Origin of the sequence: Rhodococcus cerastii, assembly GCF_033042195.1 — a bacterium.
GTDB lineage: Bacteria > Actinomycetota > Actinomycetes > Mycobacteriales > Mycobacteriaceae > Rhodococcoides.
In genome coordinates this window covers 200357-219545 of the sequence record NZ_JAWLKF010000007.1, presented here as the reverse complement: position 1 = coordinate 219545, position 19189 = coordinate 200357, and the positions used below count along the sequence as shown (strand labels likewise).

Below are 19189 nucleotides of genomic sequence, written 5' to 3'. Positions count from 1 at the left end.
CCCCGTCCGCAAGCGACTGTCACCGTTATTACACAGAAGGTCCCACATGACAAATGACGACCGAACGAAACCGCACCCCGAGCCCACTGAAGTCGAGGACAGCGCGGCCGCAGCGACGCCGGATGGCGATCTACTGATGGACGAAAACGCCCCAGCCGCGTCCGCCGTAGCCACGGCTGGGGCTGGAGACAGCGACGTCGACCCCCCCTCGCCAGGTGGGCACCGCTGGTCAGCATCGCCGCGATCACGTGCCGTGGTGGTTTCGGCCGTGATCGTGGTGCTCGCTGTGCTGGCCGGCGTGTTCGCCTACCTCTACCTCGAGGCCGACGAAGCGAAGTCGGTATTGGAAAACGACGCCGCGCAACGGGCCGCCGCGGCGAAGGCCGCCTCGGATTACACGACCAGATCCCTGACCTACAGCTACCAGAACACCGACGCCTTTTTCGCGGCAGTCAAAGAGGACGCGGGTGAGGCTCTAGTCAAGCGGTACGACGAGGTTCGGCCGACGCTGACCCAGATTATCCAGCAGGCCCAGGTGCAGGCGTCGGGACGCGTTCTGGCCACCAGCGTCACCGGTGAAACCGGTGACGCCGACGGAGAATACACGGTGATGGTCTTCGCGAGCCAGAAGACGCAGAACGTGCAGAATCCACAACCGAGTGAACTGCCGACATTGTTGAAGGTGGTCGTGACGAAAACCGCCCAGGGCTGGCAGATTCAGGACTATGGCCCAGCTGAATGAGACGGCTGCTCCGCAGAAGGAGTTCCACGAAGAGCAAGATGCAGGACGGTACTCATTCTTCGACGCGGTCGCAGATGTCGGCGGGGTCGACGCCGGTGAGGAGTTGGGTGATCTCTTCGGGTGGCGGGTGCCCCCTCGATCGGGTCAGTGATCCGTCCCGGTGTTTCCGGAGGGTTCGTCTCAGGGAAAGATGAAACCTCATGGCAGCAGGATCGAAGCGGTACTCGGCGGAGTTGAAGAAGGATGCCGTCGACATGGTGGCTCGGTTGGTGGCGCAGGGCGATACCGAGTGGGCGGCGATGCGCAAGACCGCGGATTTGCTCGGTGTGGGCGCCGCTGAGACCGTTCGTCAGTGGGTTCGGAAGGTACCCGTCGACGGCCCGGGCAGCACTGTCGAGTTACGTGCCGACGCCGAGGTCATCAGGAAGTTGCGTCAGGAGAACGCCGAACTCAAACGGGCCAACGGGATACTCAAGGCGGCGTCAGCTTTTTTCGCGGCCGAAATCGACCGGCCACACCGATAATTGTGGACTTCATCGGCACTCACCAGGGAAACCGGGTGGGTGCCGATGGTCTTGTCTGGGGTGTCGACTCGATGTGCACGGTGCTCTCCGAGCACGGTATGCACATCGCCCCGTCCACGTACTACGACCATGTCACTCGGGTGCCGTGTGCCCGAATACTGTCCGATGCACATGTCATCGATGCCATTCACATGCTCCGGACGCGGCAACCGCTCGCACGGGTTCTCGGTTCGCGGAAGACCTGGATTATGTTGCGCAGCAGCGGTATCGAGGTAGCTCGATGTACCGTCGAACGACTGATGCGGGAAATGAGGTGGCACGGTGCGCTCAAAAAGAAAGCGGGTCCGCACCACCGTCGCCGATCCGACCCACCCGCGGGCCGAGGATCTGGTGAAGCGCCGGTTCACCGCGGTGGCACCGAACCGGCTGTGGGTCGCCGATTTCACCTAATGCCGCACGATGTCGGGGTGGGCGTTCACGGCGTTCGTCGTCGATGTGTTCGCCCGGAAGATCGTCGGGTGGAAGGTCGCATCGGAGATGACCACCAGCCTCGTCGATACCGCCATCACTAACGCGATTGATTCCCGAAAACGTTCTGGTGTAACTGCTTTGAGTAATCTGATCCACCACAGTGGCGCTGGATCCCAGTACACGGCGATCGCATTCGGGCAGCGTTTGGCGCAGGAGGGCATCGCGGCGTCGATCGGAACGGTCGGCGACAGTTACGACAATGCCCTTGCCGAATCGGTGAACGCCGACTACAAGAATGAGCTCGTCGACAACGGCCCTCGCTTCCCCGGTGCCGCGGAATTGTCGTTGGCCACCGCACAGTGGGTCGCGTTCTACAACCGCGAACGCCCCCACAGCTACTGCCACGACCTCACGCCCGACCACGCCGAGCAACTCCACTACGATCGCACGCGCACCCTCAATCCGGAGGAGGCACTCACGCAGTGAGCCCTCCGGAAATGCCGGGACGGATCACAGTTTGCGAGTGGTCGAACACCGACAGAATCGGGAATGTCGGGATTTTGCAGGCCTCCTCGCCGTGCCGACGGTCGAAGACACAGCGATGGTCACCACGGCGCTGAAGACGGCGTTGCGGCGACGAGATCACGGTGGACACCGCGTCGGCTCAGGGCTCATCCATCACAGCGATGCCGGCAGTCAGGGCGGATTTAACCTGTCGTCGCAACACAGTGCCGTGAAGCCGAGTTCATCTGCTCTGCAAGCACTTCCGCTGGGGTTCGCCACCCAAGTGTTTTGCGCGGGCGGTTGTTGAGTGCATCCGTCACGGCCTGAACGTCACTTCGACGGTATCGAGCGAGATCGGTTCCCTTCGGAAAGTATTGTCGCAACAATCCATTGGTGTTTTCGTTCGTTCCCTGCTGCCAGGGGCTGTACGGGTCGCAGAAGTACACACGGATCCCGGTTTCTGCGGTCAACTCCGCATGACGTGCAAGCTCCGCCGCGGTCCCAGGTCACCGATCTGCGCAGGTGCTCCGGCAGCGGTGTCATCGCAGCCTGGAGTGCATCGCAGACCGACTGACATGTATGGGCCCAGGACATCTTTGACCGATTGTCATCGACACATCGTTACCCGCTTCTGGGGCGGTGGGCGTTGAAGTTCCGAATGGCTTTGGTTGAGGTTCGCGCGTAGACGCCGAGCTCGGTGGTTCCGTCGAGGACCCGAAAGTAGTTGTCTTCGACCACGACAGTCACGATGGTTCCGGCATGGGTACGGCCGACCTTGAGCAGCTGACCGGTCACCATGACCCGGCCGTCTTTCGGGACGCGTCGCTGTACGGTCTGCGGTCCGGCCGGCGGCGGCGCGGGCAACGTTCCCGTAGCTTCCCGTGCGCCGGTCAGACCCGCGAGCTGGCTGGCATCGAGCGGGTTCGGCAGTGTCGCGAGCAGGACGTTGTCGACACTGGCGTGGATCAGCCCTGAGGCGATTCGCAGCGTCACTCGTGTTCCCGCTCTGTCGGCTCCGAGGTGAAGTCGGTGACCGGCGAGGATGACGGTTCCGTCTCGTCCTGCGGTTCGGTCGACCTCGATCGGTCTCGGTTTGGTGGGCAGGACTGCGGTGTCTACTGCCGCTGTTGCCGGAGATGGTCGGCCCTGGCGTGTGCCGCGCATGGCGAGGCGTTCGAGGTCGGTGTGGGTCAGTCGCGAGCGCACTGTCTTGATCACGGTGTCGTCGAGGATGACATGAATGCTGACCAGGTCGATCCACAGGGTGACGGTCCGTCCGGCGTGGTTGCTTCCGATCCACAATTGTTGCGCTCCAGCGACATTGGTCACGCCGCTCGGTGGTACCTGGGTGTCGAGCTCGATTGCACTGCTGCTTCTTTCACGGCCCACCGTTGTCAGGCTGGAGCTTGCAGCGGTGAGAGTTGATGACGAATCGGACTGGCCGTTGTCGGTTGTTCCGTCGTGATGCTCGTGGTGGGCTCGCGCACGGAACAAACTCGCGGGTGTTGCCATGTCCAGACTCTGGTGGGGCCGCAGGGTGTTGTAGGCGTGCACCCATTCGTCGAGGGCGGCTTGGGCAGCAGCGATGTCGGCGAATGCGCCTGCCTCATCGAGGAATTCACGACGAAGGGTTCTGTGGAATCGTTCGATCTTGCCAGTTGTGGTGGGTGAATGGCGTCGGGTCAGTCGTGCGGTGATCCCGAATTCTCGGCATGTTCGCTCGAACAGCACTTCGGCCGGCAGCGGCCGAGTGTGTTTACCGGTGAATTGCTTCCCGTTGTCGGTGAGTACCTCGAACGGCGAACCCCACTTGTGGATGGCAGCGATGAATGCTTCACATACTGCGTTCCCGGAGGGGTGCTCGAGGACGGTTGCGGTCACGATGAATCGTGAGTGGTCGTCGATTCCGGTCAGCATTTTGCACTCGCGTCCGCCGACGAGGAACATTCCGCCGACGAGGTCGAGCTGCCATAGGTGCATCGGCGCTTCGCGCTGCCAACGTTTGTAGACTCGTTTATGTTGTTGCTCTTGATGATTGACCAAGCCGTTGCGGACGAGCGTTCGGTGGACGGTCGCGCGAGATGGGGTTCGGTCTCCGATTTCTTTGCTTAGCTCGAAGCAGATGCGGCGTGCGCCCCACCGCCGGTGATGTCGTCGCATCTCGCAGATGAGGGCTTCGATGTCGGGCTGGATACGGTTCGGGCTCGCATGTGGTCGTCTCGACGAGTCGACAAGTCCGTCGATACCCGAGTTTTCGTATCGCTTGCGCCACGCTGTGACGGTCTGTCTGGAGACGCCGAATCGCTCGGCGACGTCGCTGACCGGTGAGCCGTCGTTGACCTCGGTAATTGCTCGGAAAGCGGACCTGGACAGTGAGTCGTTCGGCGATGTTGGCATCGGATTCGAGGGGCTGAGGGGAAGGCACACCCAACGATCACCAAAGCTGGTGAAGCGTCAGATATGTGCCGATGACGTTCCGTCAAAGATGTGTTGAACCTTTACACGTCACCGACTCCGATCCGTAACCGGACAACGCCGGCCCGTTCTTCACCGGGGGCGCATCCCCGTACCCATCCTTACGTGGCAGATGCAGCAACGTGGTGAATCTGCTGGTGCGTTCGACAAGCGTACCCACTGTGGACCTGCCCAGCCCGATGATCAGACCTCCTTCCCAATGCCCTGGCGTTTTGCGATCAGCGACTTCGTCTGGCCGCGAGCCGATGGTGACGTCATCGGTGATGAATCCGGTGCGGAGCTTCTTCGCTCGCGCCCTCGGCTCGCGCAATGCTCGTCCGGTGCGCAGGCACGCCACCAACTCTCTATCCTGCGCTCCACGTCCTTCGATGCAGAGGGATTGGTAGATCGCTTCGTGGGAAATGCGCATCGACTCGTCGTCCGGGAAGTCGATCGGCAGGCGGTTGGCGACCTGTGCCGGGCTCATGCGCTGGCCCATCGTCGGTCCGCTCTCCGTGCCTTGTTGCGTCCCTTCCACGATGCGAACGGGCCGACAACCTCACCGTTTTCGTCGCGGATCACGCCCGAGAGCACTTCCTGTACGTACTCTCGAAGAGGTTCGTGTTCAACGAGTTTGGCTACCTTGGGTCGCCTTGCCGCAAGATCGGCTTCCATTGCGCCACTGATGTGCGGTACTCGACCTTGCCGCCGCGGGTGGCAGCGTTGCGGCGGAGTTCTCGCGAGATCGTCGACGGTGATCGCCCCGATCTGGTCTGCGATATCTCGCATGCTCATACCGTTCGCGCGAAGCAGGGCAATCTCCTCACGTTCGTGAAGGTCAGATACCTCCCCGTGGGCGGGGCCAAGTCAATCGGCGGCATACCTCCAGCGTGACGGAACCACCGTGAACCCACCGGCCCCGACACGCCGCAAGCGGTGCCGCGTCTTCACTGGTCAACCCCAACGCGATCTGCGCCCAGAACTCGCGTTCGAGATCTCGGCGTACCGGCGGACGACCCGGAGATTTCATCACCGCCCGCCCAGTCAACGTCGCCGCCCATTCTGGTGGTCGTCCCATCGAAACACCCTCCATCCCTTGAGGTGTTGCGTCGACCGGTTGAACCTGGTCAGTACACGTCGATCGCGTTCGCGGAAACGCTTGCGCTCGAGGGGATTGCGGCACCGATCGGCAGCGTCGGGGATGTGTAAGACAATGCGTTGGCCGAGAGCACAATTGGGTTGTTCAAGACCGAGGGAGTATCGAAGAGAGGCCCGTTCCTGAACGGCCCGCTAAAGACCATCGACGATGTCGAGTTCGCCACGATGGGATGGGTCGACTGGTTCAACCAACGCCGCCTCCCACAGCACCCTCGACTACCTCACACCAGACGAATTCGAGAAGGCCTACCACAGTCAAGAATCGGCTCTCCGCCCGGAGATGTTGCAAGCGTAGGAGCGGCAAGAAACCCGGGACGGTTCACTGACACGGCGCGCCGTCTGGTGGCGTTGCTTCACCCGCCTGGGCGCTATCGGACTGGATGCTGGGGAACGCCCCAGGGCGCAAAGCGGGTCGGTCAACCCTGATGTTCACTCTCTGCTATCGACTCAACTTCCTCGAGCGTGGTGGGGATGTGGTACGGCGGTCTGCTCGTGCCCGAGATGCGATAGCGGTCCCAGAAATCAGGGTCGCCCACGACGCACTCGGCGCGTCCCTCTGGTGTCGCAAAGACGGCAACCGTGCGCCTTCCCGAGAGGGCGGCGTGGAGCGCATCATTCTTGTCGATCCTTCCGTACCAGGTGTATAAGCCGTTGAGGGGCTGGAAATAGCCTTTGATCTTCACCCCGACAGCAATCTCCTTGCCACGGCACACCAAGGTGCCCTCGCCGGAGTAGTCGAGATCGTGGTCGTCAGACACGCAAGGCTCACTTTCTTCACATCAAACATTGACAAAAGAACGCATTGGCGCAGACACTATCAGTATCTGGTACCCGGAGTACGGGTATGAAGTCGAGACTCAGCTCGGCCCGGAACGCAACGGAGGTGTCACATGACCGTTCAAAATGTGGAGACCAAGCCCGACGTCTCAACGGAAGGCGCTGCGCGTGTCAGCGCCCGCAAGCCCGTCGACATGCAGAGATCTGCCGGCCGACTGCTGCGGGCGGCGGCCGAAAAATTCTATGACGCGGAGATCGACATCGATTGGGACTCACCCTGGGAGGAAGGAAAGTACTACCTGCCAGAGCATCGGGTCTCGCTCTACGGCACCAAGCTGTGGGAGAGAATGAGCGACGAGCAAAAGGCGGAACTCGGGCGCCACGAAATCGTCAGCATCCTCAGCTTCGGTATCTACGCGGAGAATCTGCTCAGCTCGGCGCTGCTCCGAACATCCGCCAAAGGCGCCCTGACAGATCAAAGGTCCCTCTACGCCCTTAACGAGATCGGCGACGAGGCACGTCACTCGACGATGTTCGCCCGACTGATCAACAAGACGGGCCTGGCACCGTACAAGTTGCCGAAGGGGTTCTTGAGCATCGCGAAGATCTTGCACTTTGTGCCTCTCGGCCCGTCCGTGTCCGGCGCGACTCTGCTCATCGAGGAGATCCTCGACCGCGCTCAGCGCGAGGCGATGAATGACCCGAAAATGCAGCCGCAGCTGCGCCAGCTCATGAAGATCCACGTTCTCGAAGAGGCCCGTCACATCACGTTCGCGCGGCTGGAAATGGTGGAAGGGATGCAGCGTCGCGGACGCATCTCGCGCGCCTGGCATAGAGGCACGTTGGCGGCCATTGCGAACTTTGCATACCCGTTGCTCATCAATCCGAAGGTATATCCCGATGTCGGAATCAGCCGTCTGCGCGGCCTGTGGGCGCAGCAGACGAGCCCGAACTATCGCGTCAACTTGCAGTTCATGTCCGAGCCGATGATCCGATTCTTCCACGAGGCCGGAATGATGGAGGGGAAGTTCACGATGGCGATGTGGCGCGCAACGCGCAGCCTGCCCGACGATCTGCGCTAACACGCCCGGCCCGGTCCGCGCGTCCCACAGCCCATTCCTCGACCCCACGACCGGATTCCTCGGTTCGTGGGCTTGGGCGGATGACATTCCCACACCTGCCACGCGTCACGGCGCGCCGTGCGGGTCCGTTTTCTGCATTCGATCAGGAGATTTTCACAATGCCGTCCTCCAACGCCAAGTCCGCCGCCACGGCGACAGACCCGGGAATAACCGAGCCCATCACTACCAAAGTTCTCATCATCGGCAGCGGCTTCTCTGGCCTCGGTATGGCCGTCCAGCTCCGCCGACGCGGGTACAGTGATTTCATCGTTCTAGAAAAGGCCGACTCCGTCGGTGGGACGTGGCGCGACAACACCTATCCGGGATGCGCGTGCGACGTACCGTCACTGATGTACTCCTACTCGTTCGAGAGTCGCGGTAGCTGGTCGAAGGTGTGGTCCTCGCAGCCCGAAATCGAGCAGTACCTGAAAGATATCTCCAACAAGCGTGGTGTCACTCAGAAGATCCACTTCGGGCAGAAGTTGGTCTCCGGATACTGGAGCGAGTCCGAATCTCGGTGGCACCTGCGTACCGAGTCGGGCCGGGAGTACGTCGCGCAGTACATCGTGTCCGGTGTCGGCGCTCTGCACATCCCGAATTTTCCGAATATCCCCGGAATCGACGAGTTCGCCGGTCAGGCGTTCCATTCGGCACAGTGGGACCACACGGTGGATCTCCAGGGCAAGCGGGTGGCCGTCATTGGCACCGGTGCCAGCGCGATTCAGTTCGTGCCGTTCGTGCAGAAGGACGCCGGCACACTCACGGTCTTCCAGCGAACCCCGGCTTGGGTACTTCCACGCAAGAACTTCGCGGTGCCGCCGGTACTTCGGACGCTGCTCAGCAAGATCCCCATTACTCGCCGCCTCGCTCGGTGGTCGGTCTACTGGGGCGCAGAGAGCCTGGCCTTCGGGCTCAACGGCCACTCCAACCTTATGCGACCAATCGAAAAGGTGGCGAAATGGAACATCGAGCGTTCTATCACCGACCCCGAGCTACGCCGGAAGCTGATGCCGTCCTACCGCATCGGATGCAAGCGCATCCTGGGATCGAACGACTACTACCCTGCGCTCGCCGCCCCCAACACGACAGTGATCAGCGATCGGATCGAAAAGATCACTGCCGATTCGATCGTCACCCCTGACGGCGTGTCACACCCTGTGGATGTGATCATTTACGCCACAGGGTTCCATGTCACGGACGGGTTCGATCAACTCGCGCTCAAGGGCGCTCGGGGCGAGGACTTGCCGTCGCACTGGCACCGGACGGGCATCAATACCCACCTCGGCATCACCACCGAGGGCTTCCCGAACCTGTTCTTCCTGCTCGGACCTAACACGGGTCTTGGGCACAACTCTGTCGTGTTCATGATCGAGCAGCAGATCAAGTACATCATGAAGGCCATCGACGCCGTCGACAGTCGAGGTGCGGAGCGTGTTGATGTGCGGGCCGAGGTTCAAGAACACTTCAACAAGAGCATCCAACACAAGCTCGCCAAGGGCGTGTGGACCAACGGCGGATGTACGAGTTGGTATCTGGACTCGCAAGGTGTCAACCGTACGGTGTGGCCCGGGTTCACCTGGCAGTACTGGCGAGCGACGAAAGACTTCGAGCCCGCCGAGTACGAGATCGCCTGACAATCCAACCGTAGGTCATCGAGAAGTGAGTATCCGACAGTGAGTAGTTCGACAGCAGGCAATTACGCGACCCAGGTCGCAGTCGTCACGGGAGCCGCCTCAGGGATCGGTCGGTCCCTTGCCCTCCAACTGGCCGAACGCGGGGCCAGCCTTGCCTTGTCCGACGTCGACGAAGTGCATCTCGAGGAGACGGCGGACATGTGCCGTACCGCGCATCGTGCGACCGTGGAGACCGCGGTGTTGGACGTGGCAGATCGTGCTGCGTTCCAGGTTTACGCAGAGAGCGTGCAGTCGTCTTTCGGGCGCGTCAACATGGTGTTCAACAATGCCGGCGTCGCCCTCGGCGCCGACGTTGTCGACATGTCCTGGGAGGATTTCGACTGGCTGATGGGCATCAACTTCGGTGGTGTCGTCAACGGGACCAAGGCGTTCCTGCCTTATCTGATCGCCTCTGGTGATGGTCATCTGGTAAACACCTCCAGCGTCTTCGGTCTGGTCGGGATCCCCAGTCAAAGCGCTTACAACGCCGCGAAGTTCGGTGTGCGTGGCTTCACCGAAGCGCTTCGGCAAGAGATGAAAATCAGTCGGCATCCGGTCACGGTGACATGCGTTCACCCCGGCGGCGTCAAGACTAATATCGTCAACAACGCTCGTGGTGTATCCGATATGGGGGCAGATACCGCCACCATTGCCTCGATGTTCAACAACATCGCCAGGACCACTCCGGAGAAAGCTGCGTGCGCCATCCTCAAGGGAATGGACAAGAAGAAGCCCCGAGTGCTGATCGGCGCAGACGCACGTGGCTTCGACTTTGTCGCACGCGTTGTCGGTCCGCGCTACCAGGACATCTCTGCGCCTGTCACACGCGCGGGCTACGCCTTGGCTCGTAAGCGGGGGATCATCAAATGACCCTCGAACAGGAGAATCGGCCGGGCACCACCGCGCGATCGCGAACGCTGACCGTGTCGGAGGTCGTGCAGGAGACCAAGGACTCCGTGAGCATCGCCTTCGAAGTGCCTGACGAGATCGTCGACGATTTCAAGCATCTACCCGGGCAGTTCATTACGTTGAAGATCCCGTCCGACCAGACGGGCCACGTCGCACGATGCTACTCGCTGAGCAGTTCGCCTCATGTCGATGACTTCCGCCTCGAGATCGGGGTGAAGCGCACCGCTGGGGGGTATGCGTCGAACTGGTTGTGTGACAACGTTTCCATCGGCATGGAGGTGACCGTCCTCACGCCATCGGGAAAGTTTACCGCTAAGAGCCTCGACGTCGACTTGCTCTTCTTCGCTGGCGGAAGCGGCATCACTCCGGTTCTGTCGCTGGTGCAGTCGGCTCTGGTGTCGGGCAGTGGGGAAGTTGTCCTGTTCTACGCAAACCGTGACTCCGATTCGATCATGTACAAGTGCCGGCTTGAGCAGATTAGATCTGAATTCGCCGAGCGGTTCACTTTGGTTGACTGGCTTGAGTCGGAGAACGGGATTCCCACATCAGAGGCTGTAGAAAAGATTATTCGTGAACACAAGGGATCGGCAATTTTCACCTGCGGGCCTTCCCCTTTCATGGATCTTGTGGAAAGCTCTGCCGCCGCATGCGGAGTGGATCATTCGGATGTACATCGAGAGGTATTCCAGTCGCTGACGGGTGACCCGTTCGACACCGCAACACTGCGTCGACTCAGTGACGACGAGGGTGTAGCTACGGCCACGGTTTACCTGAACGGAGAGTGCATCACCACGGAGTGGCCACGTAACACGCCTCTGCTCGATGTGCTGCTCTCGCGAGGGCACAATGCACCGTACTCGTGCCGAGAGGGCGCATGCAGCGCGTGTGTGTGCAAGCTCATCGATGGCGATGTCGAGATGGTGCAGAACAACATCCTCGTAGACGACGACATTGAAGACGGCGAGCGACTCGCGTGCCAGGCACTTCCGCTCACCGACGCTGTGACGGTGAGTTTCGATGACCTCTGACTCCTCGAAAGCTGGCCTATTGTCGCGGCGGTCGCGGGAGGTTCTCTCCAGTGACGGCACGAGGCTGTTTGTCGAGGAGTACGGGCTCGGTGATGATGCGCCGCTGTTGGTGTTCAGCCACGGGTGGGCTTGCCAAGGTCGGTTCTGGAGACCTCAGATCGAGCACTTCGCCACCACACACCGTGTGGTGGTGTATGACCAACGAGGGCATGGCTGGAGCGACCGGGGTCGCGCGCCCTTCTCTTCGTCGGTGCTCGGCGACGATCTCGAGGCTGTCTTGCGCGCTGTCGTCACGTCTAATCGTAAGGCATTGGTGACCGGTCATAGTATGGGCGGGATGTCCATCATGGGTTGGGCTGCCGAGCACCCGGAGTCGGTGCCCGTCTTATCCCGTGGTGCCGTCTTGGCGAGTACCGGCCCCTCGCAGTTGGTGAGTAAATCGACGCTAATTGGGTCGCCACGTCGATTCCGCGCCTCACTGGAGCGGGCATTCGCAGCCGGGCTCGCCACCGCGGGACCGGAGATGCTTGACACTCGCTTCAACCGACGGTTGGTGAAATACGGGACGATGGGTCCACACGCGCCAGCAGACGTTGTGGCTGAGTGTTCCGACATAGTACTGCGGTGCCCCCCTGCGGTTCGGGGAATGTGGGGCAGGGTCCTGGCCACCATCGATGTGAGCAAAGGAATCGACTCACTTACGGTTCCGACGACCGTGATCGTGGGCTCGGCCGACAAGTTGACACCCGCGGTTCATTCCATTGATCTCGCCGACCGACTGCAGCAGCGCCGCCGGTTGCATGAGTTCGTGGCGTTGCCACAGATCGGTCACATGATCAACATGGAGGCACCAAACTATTTCAACGAAGCAGCGGCCCGATTGGACGCAGCCACGGTAGGCGATGGCTTTTGAACCGTCGACCGGACACACATGAGCTCGTGAGACGGCCACGATCGTCGACAGGCCGCGCGTGTCCGAGTTGGGAGGGGTCCATCGAGGCGTACAGCATCGATGGCATCGCCACGGTGATCTTTTTTGCGTCGATGGTGCGCAGCACCTCGGCGGATAAAACTTCGGCAGCACCATCATCGGGCCGCCTTTCGTCAGGGTCGGCACGAAGAACGCGGCCCCAGCATGCGACAGCGGGGTGCACATCGAGAATTTGGGGAACCCGGCCATTCTCACTCCGGAGAGTTGAATCTGCGTCATCGTGAACATTGCCGAAGCCTCCGATGGCTCCCTTCGGCTTTCCGGTCGTGCCGCCGGTGTATGTGATCGACACGGTGCGATCCGGCGGACGATCGGCTGCTTGAGGGAGGGTGCCGAACCGCTGCGAGCGAACCGAGAGGTTTCAGCGAACGGCTCTCCAGCCCGACTCGCTTGAGAGGACCCTTCAGGGTATTGTTAACCCCATAATGTCATTCGTCCGCCGCGTTTCATTTACTCCATCTCAGGTGCAGCGTCGAGTGGCCGATGCCCGTAGCACCCGCTGGGATGAGCATAGAGTCGAGGTACGCGCGCAGCTGGTCGACGCGACCATACGGATCATCGAACGGTATGGTGCAGGCGTCAGCATGGACGACATCGCTGCGGAGGCCCGTGTATCTAAACCAAAGCTGTATCGCTACTTTGGCGACAAAGCGGGCTTGAACGCGGCGGTGGCGGCGAAACTCGGTGCGTTGATGTGGGATTCGGCGAAAGTCACTATTCTCGCCGACCAAGATTATCTTTCGGTTGACGACATGGTTCGCTCGTCCGTCCAGAGCTACGTCGCGCTCGTCGGGCAGTATCCCACTGTCGTCAGATTCCTTATGGCGAATCACTTGTTTCAGTACTCCGGATCGGGAAATGGCGGAGTTGCTGACGAACTGAGGTCGGTGATGGAGGTCGTCGCCGATCGGTTCACTGAAAGTCTTCAGCGTGTTCACGCAGATACTTCGGTCATTCCCTTGGCCGTGGCGTCCATTCTGGGTTCTGGTCTATCTGCGACTCAGTGGTGGATCGACAACGGTCGTGAGCAAGGGGTGGATGATACGTTCTTCGCCGCACACCTATCAGAGACGACGTGGGGAATCATCGACGGCGCGGCCGCAACCGTAGGCGTGGCCTTCTCACGCAGTCTGCCATTCAGCCATCCCGGTTTCGCGTCCCGCCACAAAATGGACTGAATCACCCTAGATATCCAATAATTGTAACTTGTCAAGCTGCGTCGGGTTGTTGCGCGGTGCGGTGTGCCCAAGCGGTGTGTTCGTCGTATTCGGTGCAGTGGCGTACGCACCCGTGCAGGAGCCCGACAAGTCTGTTGGCGAGTGCGCGGAGCGCTTGGTGGTGGAGGTCTCCGGTAGCACGGTGTTGTTCGTAGAACGCGCGAGCGGCCGGACTCTGGCTGAGGGCGCAGAACGCCCACCGGTCGATGGCATCGTAGAGCCGCCGGTTGCGGATATGTCGAGCCAGTACGGCCCGCTTCTTGCCCGACGCAACTGTCAGGGGTGACGTACCGGCGTAATTCTTGCGAGACTTGACGTTGGTGTAGCGGTCGACGTCGTCGCTGAATTCACCGAGCCCCGGGCGGCGAGGATGACACCGATTCCTGGCAGGGAGAGGTAGATGGCGGCGTTGTGTGTCAGCGTCCGGGTGTGTTTCAAAATGGCGGGTCAGATCGGCTTCGAGGTCGCCGATCTGACGGTTCAACTCCGCGATCAACGCCAAGAGTGCGCCCGGCATCGCGCTCGACCTGCGCTGCGAACGCCTGCAACCACGAAAGGCGAACGCTACCGATCCCGTTTCTGCGCCCGCTGCGCACTCCGCGACGACCTCCATGCAATCTTGATATTCGATAACGAGGACATCGCGCTGGACGCGCTCCTTCAAGCGTTGGGCGCAACAAATCGACCTCAGAGCGCGGTCATCTTGATGCGAGGCGCGCGGGCCTCGCCTGCCGCCGCGGAGCGGCAGAGATTGGGGTCGTCGCAGCATTCGGCCGAGGCAGGTCGGGTGTGAGATAGTTGCATTCGCGAGATGCCCTTCGTGGTGGCTGGAATGTTCCCTAGACAAGAACTCAGTTACGGGCAGTCCGCAAACGCGGCCTCAGAATAGTCATCTCCAGGTCCGAAATCCTCGCGGCAGATCACTTCTCTCTTTAAAGCTATGTCGGCTTGGTCGATCCTTTAGTGCGGTTCACTTCTGACATAGTGCAGTTTATCTTTCGAAACTAACAGCGGTGCAGGCCGAGCGCACGAAGACGCGACAGACTCGGCACAATGTTTTCACGACAGAGAGGTCCGACCATGAAAAGAATTCCAGACGAGGTCAGCGGGTCGGCCGGCCCCGCTATCGAGAACTGGGCGCGCTCGTTCTGGAGCACGAGTTTCGATTCGCCTGATCTACCGCCCCACCACCCCGACTGTCTTGGTTGTGGGCCGCAGAACCCGCACGGCCATGCCCTGTCGGTCCAGCGTGACGAGAACGGCGTGGTGGCTCACCATGTGTTCGATCAACGTCATGTCGGGGCACCCGGGATAGCACACGGCGGCGCGGTGGCGACCGTTCTCGACGATCTGTTCGGCTTCCTGCTCTACACAGTGGGTGAGCTCGCCGTGACGCGGCGTCTCGAGCTCGACTACCTAGCGCCGGTTCTGCTCGGCACTCCATACGTATTGCGTGCTGCCGTTCGGTCTCGTGATGGGCGCAAACTGGATCTCACGGCCACGATGGACGATGCGCAGGGCCGCTCGGTAGCCACCGCTACTGCCCTGTTCGTGGTGGTCGAGGTCGAACACTTCATGCAGTCCCAAGCCCGAGCCCAACTCCGGGCCACAGACACGAATCACACCGAAGAATAGACACCCTGGCCGACCTTCACCGACGTCCGTCACCCGCGGTGGCTGTCGTACGGCTGCGTCTACCTGGCGCAAAGACGGCGAGGACGAGTGCCCCAGCGGCGGTCAGCGCCGCCAACGACAGCGTCGCCTGACCACTTCCGTGTACGAATGCGGCTCTGGCGAACTCGGCCAGCGGCTGACCAGCTGGTCCTGCGCGGTCGGCGACCTGCAACGCGGCGGCCAGAGAATCGGCCACCGGACCACGGGCAGGCTCGGGTAGCTGGGGCAGAGCCGGCTGAATGTGCTGAACGTAACCGGCCGCGAGCACGCTACCGGCTACCGCAATCCCAATCGCGGCACCGATTTCGCGAGCTGCGTCGTTGACCGCGGCAGCCACCCCGTGCTTGGCCTCAGGAGTGTCCGAGACGATGGCGAAAGTCGCAGGGGCGGTACACAACCCCAAACCCGCACTCATGATGAGCAAGGGCCACAGCAGGTCAGGGTAAGTTGCCGCGACGGTCAATCTGCTCACCATCACCAGTCCCGCCGCGATGGTGAGCAGACCTACAGTGGTCATCACCCGCAGGCCAACAATGTTCGACAGCCAGGGTGCAATCACCGAGATCACGATGAGCGGCACGACCATAGGGGTCAACGCCAACGCGGCGGTGAGCGGTCCATAACCGAGAATCAACTGCAGATACTGCACCAACAGCAAGAACACCCCGAAGGTCACCAGAAATTGGATACAGACCGACAGTGCGCCGGCACCGAAGCCACGGCGGGCGAACAACCGGACATCGAGTAGGGGTGCCGAGGAACGTAGTTCTACGACGACGAACACCACAACTGCGAACAAGCCCACCGCAGTGCTGATGGCGACGAGCGAATCCGACCAGCCACGGGCCGGAACCTCGATCACAGCGAAGACGATCGCCCCGACCGCGACAACTACGGTCACCGCGCCCACCCAATCGACCGGTGGATGCTCCTGCTGGCGGGACTCCGCGATACTGCATGCCAACCCGGCCAGAACCGCTCCGGCGACGGTCAACCCGACGAACACCGAGGTCCACGACCACTGTTCGAGCAGCACACCAGCCCCGAGGATGCCCAGGACCGCCCCGGATCCAGCAACCCCGGCCCACACACCTACAGCGCGGCCGCGATGCGCCGGTGGAAATCCCGCGGTCAGTATCGACAGCGTCGAGGGCATGACCAGCGCCGCACCCGCCCCAGCCAACGCGCGAGCAGCGATCAGCCACGCCGGGTCGGCGAGAAACAAGGGCAAGGCCGACGCGAAAGCGAACAACGCCAACCCCGCCACGAGCACCCCGCGGCGACCGTACCGGTCACCGATCGCACCGGCAGGCAGAACGAAGCACGCCAATACCAGCGTATAACCGTCGACTATCCAGGTCAGTTGAGCTTGCGTCGCCCCTGTCGCGACCGCGATCTGTGGCAACGCTGAATACAATGCCGCCATTGCGGCCACCACCAACGCGACCGCCATGCACGACACAATCAACATCCACCACTGGGCACCGCTCCATCGAGCGACGCTGGCAGAGTCGGATCTACGTTCGTTCAACGGCCAGCCTCCCAGTTAGAGACTGATCGTCTCGGTACGAGACTATTAGTATCATAACTTTGCGGGTGTGACAGAATGGTCAAGCGAGGACATGTTTTGTCAGTCAAAATGGAGCGGAGCCCGTTCATGGTCGACCCTCTCGTTGCAGCCGAGGGTCCGGCCGACCCCCGGCTGGCGCGCTCACGTAACCGGTTGCTCGAAGCGGCGGGCCAGCTGCTGTCCACCGGCGGTGTCGAGGCGGTCACCGTGGAGGCGGTCACCCGCATGTCGAAGGTTGCACGTGCCACTCTGTACCGCCACTTCGGAAGTACCACTGACCTGCTTGCTGCAACCTTCGAGCGACTACTACCCCCAGTCGACACCGATATCGATACCGGTCCGCTACGTGAACGTCTGATTTCGTTGCTCACCACCCAAGCCGACCTCATCGACCAAGCTCCGGTGCAGATGACCACGCTGGCCTGGCTGGCAATGGGACCCGTCAACAGCGGCGACGCCAGCCGGCGCGATCTCGATCCTGGCGCGGTGGTCTCGCTTCGGGCCCGTGTCATAGAGCAATACCGCAGGTCCCTGGATCAGATCCTGACGGCCCCTGACGCTCGCGCTGTACTCGGCGAGATCGACACCACCTTCGCCCTCATTCAGCTCCTCGGACCGATAGTGTTCGCTCGCCTCACAGGACTGCGCCACATCCACGCCGACGACTGCATCCAAATCGTCGACAACTTTCTCGCCGCCCATGCCGCAAGTGTCCGATCGAGCACTTCGCGCGACCACAGCCGTCCACGGCCGGCCGCGACGCTAGACCCGCAGCTCACCGACGGCCAATAAAACTTGATGCGAAATTTCACCATCAATGCGCTATCCAGTCAGGGATCGCAGCGCTCACTGGATACGGCCGGACGTGTGCTCGAGAACTCGGAGTTGCACTGCAGTGCACTTCTGACATCGTGCAGCCGTCTTCTGAAACTGACACGAGGAACGCGAATCGGTCGTAATCTGCTCCAATAATCCGCCCGTTCGACTGTGTTCTGTTGGGAACCCTCTCAACAAAAGTTGAGCAACGCTATGGGGCGTACCAGACTTTCCCGGTCACCCGATCTCGAGCCCTCGAAATTGCTACGTTCTGCCGGTCCGAAGTGACATGGGACACCGATCGTTGCAGGGGAGCGAGAATGCACGTAGAAGCACTGTTCGGAGATGGTTCGTTGCGTCCGGTCTGGCCGCACGCGGATGCACTGATCACCAGCGAATGCCCGGGGCTTCGCTTCGCCGGCAAGTACGCCGACGTCGTCGCTCTGAGCAACGGTGATCCGACCGCGTTGCGGCCGTTCGTCGACGAGGACACCCGACGCCGGGTGGCGAGCATGGCACCGCCGCGCACCGACACGGCGCTGGTGTTCGGAGCCAACGGATTCCTCGGCGCGCACCTGATCGGCCGACTCACTCGTGATTCCGCCGTCGAGGTCGTCTATGCGATGGTGCGCCCCACCGAGGAGGAGACGGCGTTCGAGCGCCTGCAGCGCACCTTCGACCAGTACGAGATCGAGGTCGACGCCGACAAGATTCGCATCGTCGAGGGCACTCCCACGACGTTCCGGTTCGGTCTCGACAAGGCTGCCTACTTCGATCTTGCTGCCGGAGTGGGGCAGATCTTCAATTGCGCCAGCTCGACCGACTACACCGAGAGCTATGCCGATCTGCGCGACGACTGGTTCGTGAGCGTCCTGCGCATTCTCGAATTCAGCATCACCTCCACGCGTAAGCACCTCACCTACGTGGGCAGCATCGGAGCTCACCTCTACCAGAAGCCCGAGGATTTTCGCCGCCCGGATTCGTGGTGGTACTCGGGCTACGCGCAGATGAAGTGGGTCAACGCAACGCTTCTCGGGTGGCTCTCGATGTCGGACACCTACTCCGTCACCCTGTGCGAGGCCCCCTACATTCTCGGAAGTACCGAACTCGGCCGTGATCCCGGACGGGTGTACAGCTTCTGGCGCATCATCGAACTGGCCATCGCCGCCGGTGCCATCTGGGACGGCCCGGGAATGAACTACGTTCCGGTGGACGTGATGTGCGACGTCATGGCCGGCAATGCGCTGCGCAGTCACCCGTTGACGCGGCTCCTACCGAGCAACCCCACCGGTTACGGCCACGACCTCTACGCCGAGCTGCTCGGACTCGACCTGGTGAGCTGGGACGAGTTCAAAGAGCGCGTCAGTTCGCGCATTTCGCCTCGATTTGCCGAGACGATGCTGGCCGACAACATCGATCAGCTGATGCGCCTGGTGCACAAGCCCGAGGCGATACTCCCACTCGACCACGACATCTCGTGGTGCGACCACCGCCGACTGTTCGAGCTCTATTTCGAGAAAGCACAGCTCAAGACGCTCACGCCCGCCGCCGTCAACTGAC

Annotated in this window: 14 protein-coding genes and 6 pseudogenes; 13 read left to right on the top strand and 7 right to left on the bottom strand. The window is 61.4% G+C overall.

Annotated features, from left to right (window positions below):
- The first annotated feature begins 46 nt into the window (after positions 1–46).
- From R3P93_RS15045 to R3P93_RS15035, 3 genes and pseudogenes are all read left to right on the top strand, one after another.
- A complete protein-coding gene (locus tag R3P93_RS15045; protein WP_027498250.1) occupies positions 47–742 on the top strand; it encodes a hypothetical protein in 696 nt (231 codons plus the stop codon).
- Positions 726–893: a hypothetical protein gene (locus R3P93_RS15040; RefSeq protein ID WP_155288583.1), complete on the top strand. Its 168-nt coding sequence runs from the start codon at positions 726–728 to the stop codon at positions 891–893. Before R3P93_RS15045 ends, R3P93_RS15040 begins: the two co-directional genes overlap by 17 nt.
- Positions 894–942: 49 nt before the next feature.
- A pseudogene (locus R3P93_RS15035) lies at positions 943–2223 on the top strand (IS3 family transposase).
- 221 nt (positions 2224–2444) lie between these two features.
- Here R3P93_RS15035 and R3P93_RS15030 read toward each other — a convergent pair.
- The 3 genes and pseudogenes from R3P93_RS15030 to R3P93_RS15020 form a co-directional block, all read right to left on the bottom strand.
- A pseudogene (locus R3P93_RS15030) lies at positions 2445–2799 on the bottom strand (IS30 family transposase); the annotation flags it as partial.
- Between the two features lie 63 nt (positions 2800–2862).
- Positions 2863–4638, bottom strand: coding sequence for an IS481 family transposase (locus R3P93_RS15025; protein ID WP_068052714.1), 1776 nt, complete (start codon positions 4636–4638; stop codon positions 2863–2865).
- A gap of 118 nt (positions 4639–4756) precedes the next feature.
- Positions 4757–5773: pseudogene (locus tag R3P93_RS15020) on the bottom strand (helix-turn-helix domain-containing protein); the annotation flags it as partial.
- 131 nt (positions 5774–5904) lie between these two features.
- On the opposite strand from R3P93_RS15020, the pseudogene R3P93_RS24695 reads away from it, so the two are divergent.
- Positions 5905–6054: pseudogene (locus R3P93_RS24695) on the top strand (IS3-like element ISMyma10 family transposase); the annotation flags it as partial.
- 215 nt (positions 6055–6269) lie between these two features.
- Here the strand turns inward: R3P93_RS24695 and R3P93_RS15010 are convergent.
- On the bottom strand, positions 6270–6611 hold the full coding sequence (locus R3P93_RS15010) for a DUF4873 domain-containing protein (RefSeq protein WP_027498244.1): 342 nt from the start codon (positions 6609–6611) through the stop codon (positions 6270–6272).
- A gap of 132 nt (positions 6612–6743) precedes the next feature.
- Between R3P93_RS15010 and R3P93_RS15005 the strand changes: the two genes are divergently transcribed.
- The 5 genes from R3P93_RS15005 (at position 6744) to R3P93_RS14985 (ending at position 12274) form a co-directional block, all read left to right on the top strand.
- Positions 6744–7712 (top strand): AurF N-oxygenase family protein, encoded by a 969-nt coding sequence (locus R3P93_RS15005; protein WP_027498243.1) that lies wholly within the window; start codon positions 6744–6746, stop codon positions 7710–7712.
- Between the two features lie 158 nt (positions 7713–7870).
- On the top strand, positions 7871–9385 hold the full coding sequence (locus tag R3P93_RS15000) for a flavin-containing monooxygenase (protein ID WP_027498242.1): 1515 nt from the start codon (positions 7871–7873) through the stop codon (positions 9383–9385).
- A gap of 39 nt (positions 9386–9424) precedes the next feature.
- Positions 9425–10294, top strand: coding sequence for an SDR family NAD(P)-dependent oxidoreductase (locus R3P93_RS14995; RefSeq protein WP_027498241.1), 870 nt, complete (start codon positions 9425–9427; stop codon positions 10292–10294).
- Positions 10291–11361: a ferredoxin--NADP reductase gene (locus R3P93_RS14990; protein WP_027498240.1), complete on the top strand. Its 1071-nt coding sequence runs from the start codon at positions 10291–10293 to the stop codon at positions 11359–11361. Before R3P93_RS14995 ends, R3P93_RS14990 begins: the two co-directional genes overlap by 4 nt.
- The gene (locus tag R3P93_RS14985; RefSeq protein ID WP_027498239.1) at positions 11351–12274 is read left to right on the top strand and encodes an alpha/beta fold hydrolase; all 924 of its coding nucleotides are present in this window, start codon (positions 11351–11353) and stop codon (positions 12272–12274) included. The genes R3P93_RS14990 and R3P93_RS14985 overlap by 11 nt, the downstream gene beginning before the upstream one ends.
- Positions 12275–12304: 30 nt before the next feature.
- Here R3P93_RS14985 and R3P93_RS14980 read toward each other — a convergent pair.
- A pseudogene (locus R3P93_RS14980) lies at positions 12305–12671 on the bottom strand (AMP-binding protein); the annotation flags it as partial.
- A 106-nt stretch (positions 12672–12777) separates the two neighbouring features.
- Here R3P93_RS14980 and R3P93_RS14975 point away from each other — a divergent pair.
- On the top strand, positions 12778–13530 hold the full coding sequence (locus R3P93_RS14975) for a TetR/AcrR family transcriptional regulator (RefSeq protein WP_068052725.1): 753 nt from the start codon (positions 12778–12780) through the stop codon (positions 13528–13530).
- A 31-nt stretch (positions 13531–13561) separates the two neighbouring features.
- Here R3P93_RS14975 and R3P93_RS14970 read toward each other — a convergent pair.
- Positions 13562–14077: pseudogene (locus tag R3P93_RS14970) on the bottom strand (transposase); the annotation flags it as partial.
- Positions 14078–14649: 572 nt separating this feature from the next.
- On the opposite strand from R3P93_RS14970, the gene R3P93_RS14965 reads away from it, so the two are divergent.
- Entirely contained in the window at positions 14650–15204 is a 555-nt protein-coding gene (locus R3P93_RS14965) for a PaaI family thioesterase (protein ID WP_027498237.1), read from the top strand.
- Positions 15205–15220: 16 nt separating this feature from the next.
- Here the strand turns inward: R3P93_RS14965 and R3P93_RS14960 are convergent, their stop codons facing one another.
- Positions 15221–16696, bottom strand: a complete 1476-nt coding sequence (locus R3P93_RS14960; RefSeq protein WP_371827903.1) for an MFS transporter — start codon at positions 16694–16696, stop codon at positions 15221–15223.
- Positions 16697–16900: 204 nt separating this feature from the next.
- On the opposite strand from R3P93_RS14960, the gene R3P93_RS14955 reads away from it, so the two are divergent.
- Together R3P93_RS14955 and R3P93_RS14950 are read left to right on the top strand one after the other, a co-directional pair.
- A complete protein-coding gene (locus R3P93_RS14955) occupies positions 16901–17605 on the top strand; it encodes a TetR/AcrR family transcriptional regulator (RefSeq protein WP_027498235.1) in 705 nt (234 codons plus the stop codon).
- A 344-nt stretch (positions 17606–17949) separates the two neighbouring features.
- Positions 17950–19188 (top strand): SDR family oxidoreductase, encoded by a 1239-nt coding sequence (locus tag R3P93_RS14950; protein ID WP_094665723.1) that lies wholly within the window; start codon positions 17950–17952, stop codon positions 19186–19188.
- Position 19189 lies beyond the last annotated feature (1 nt).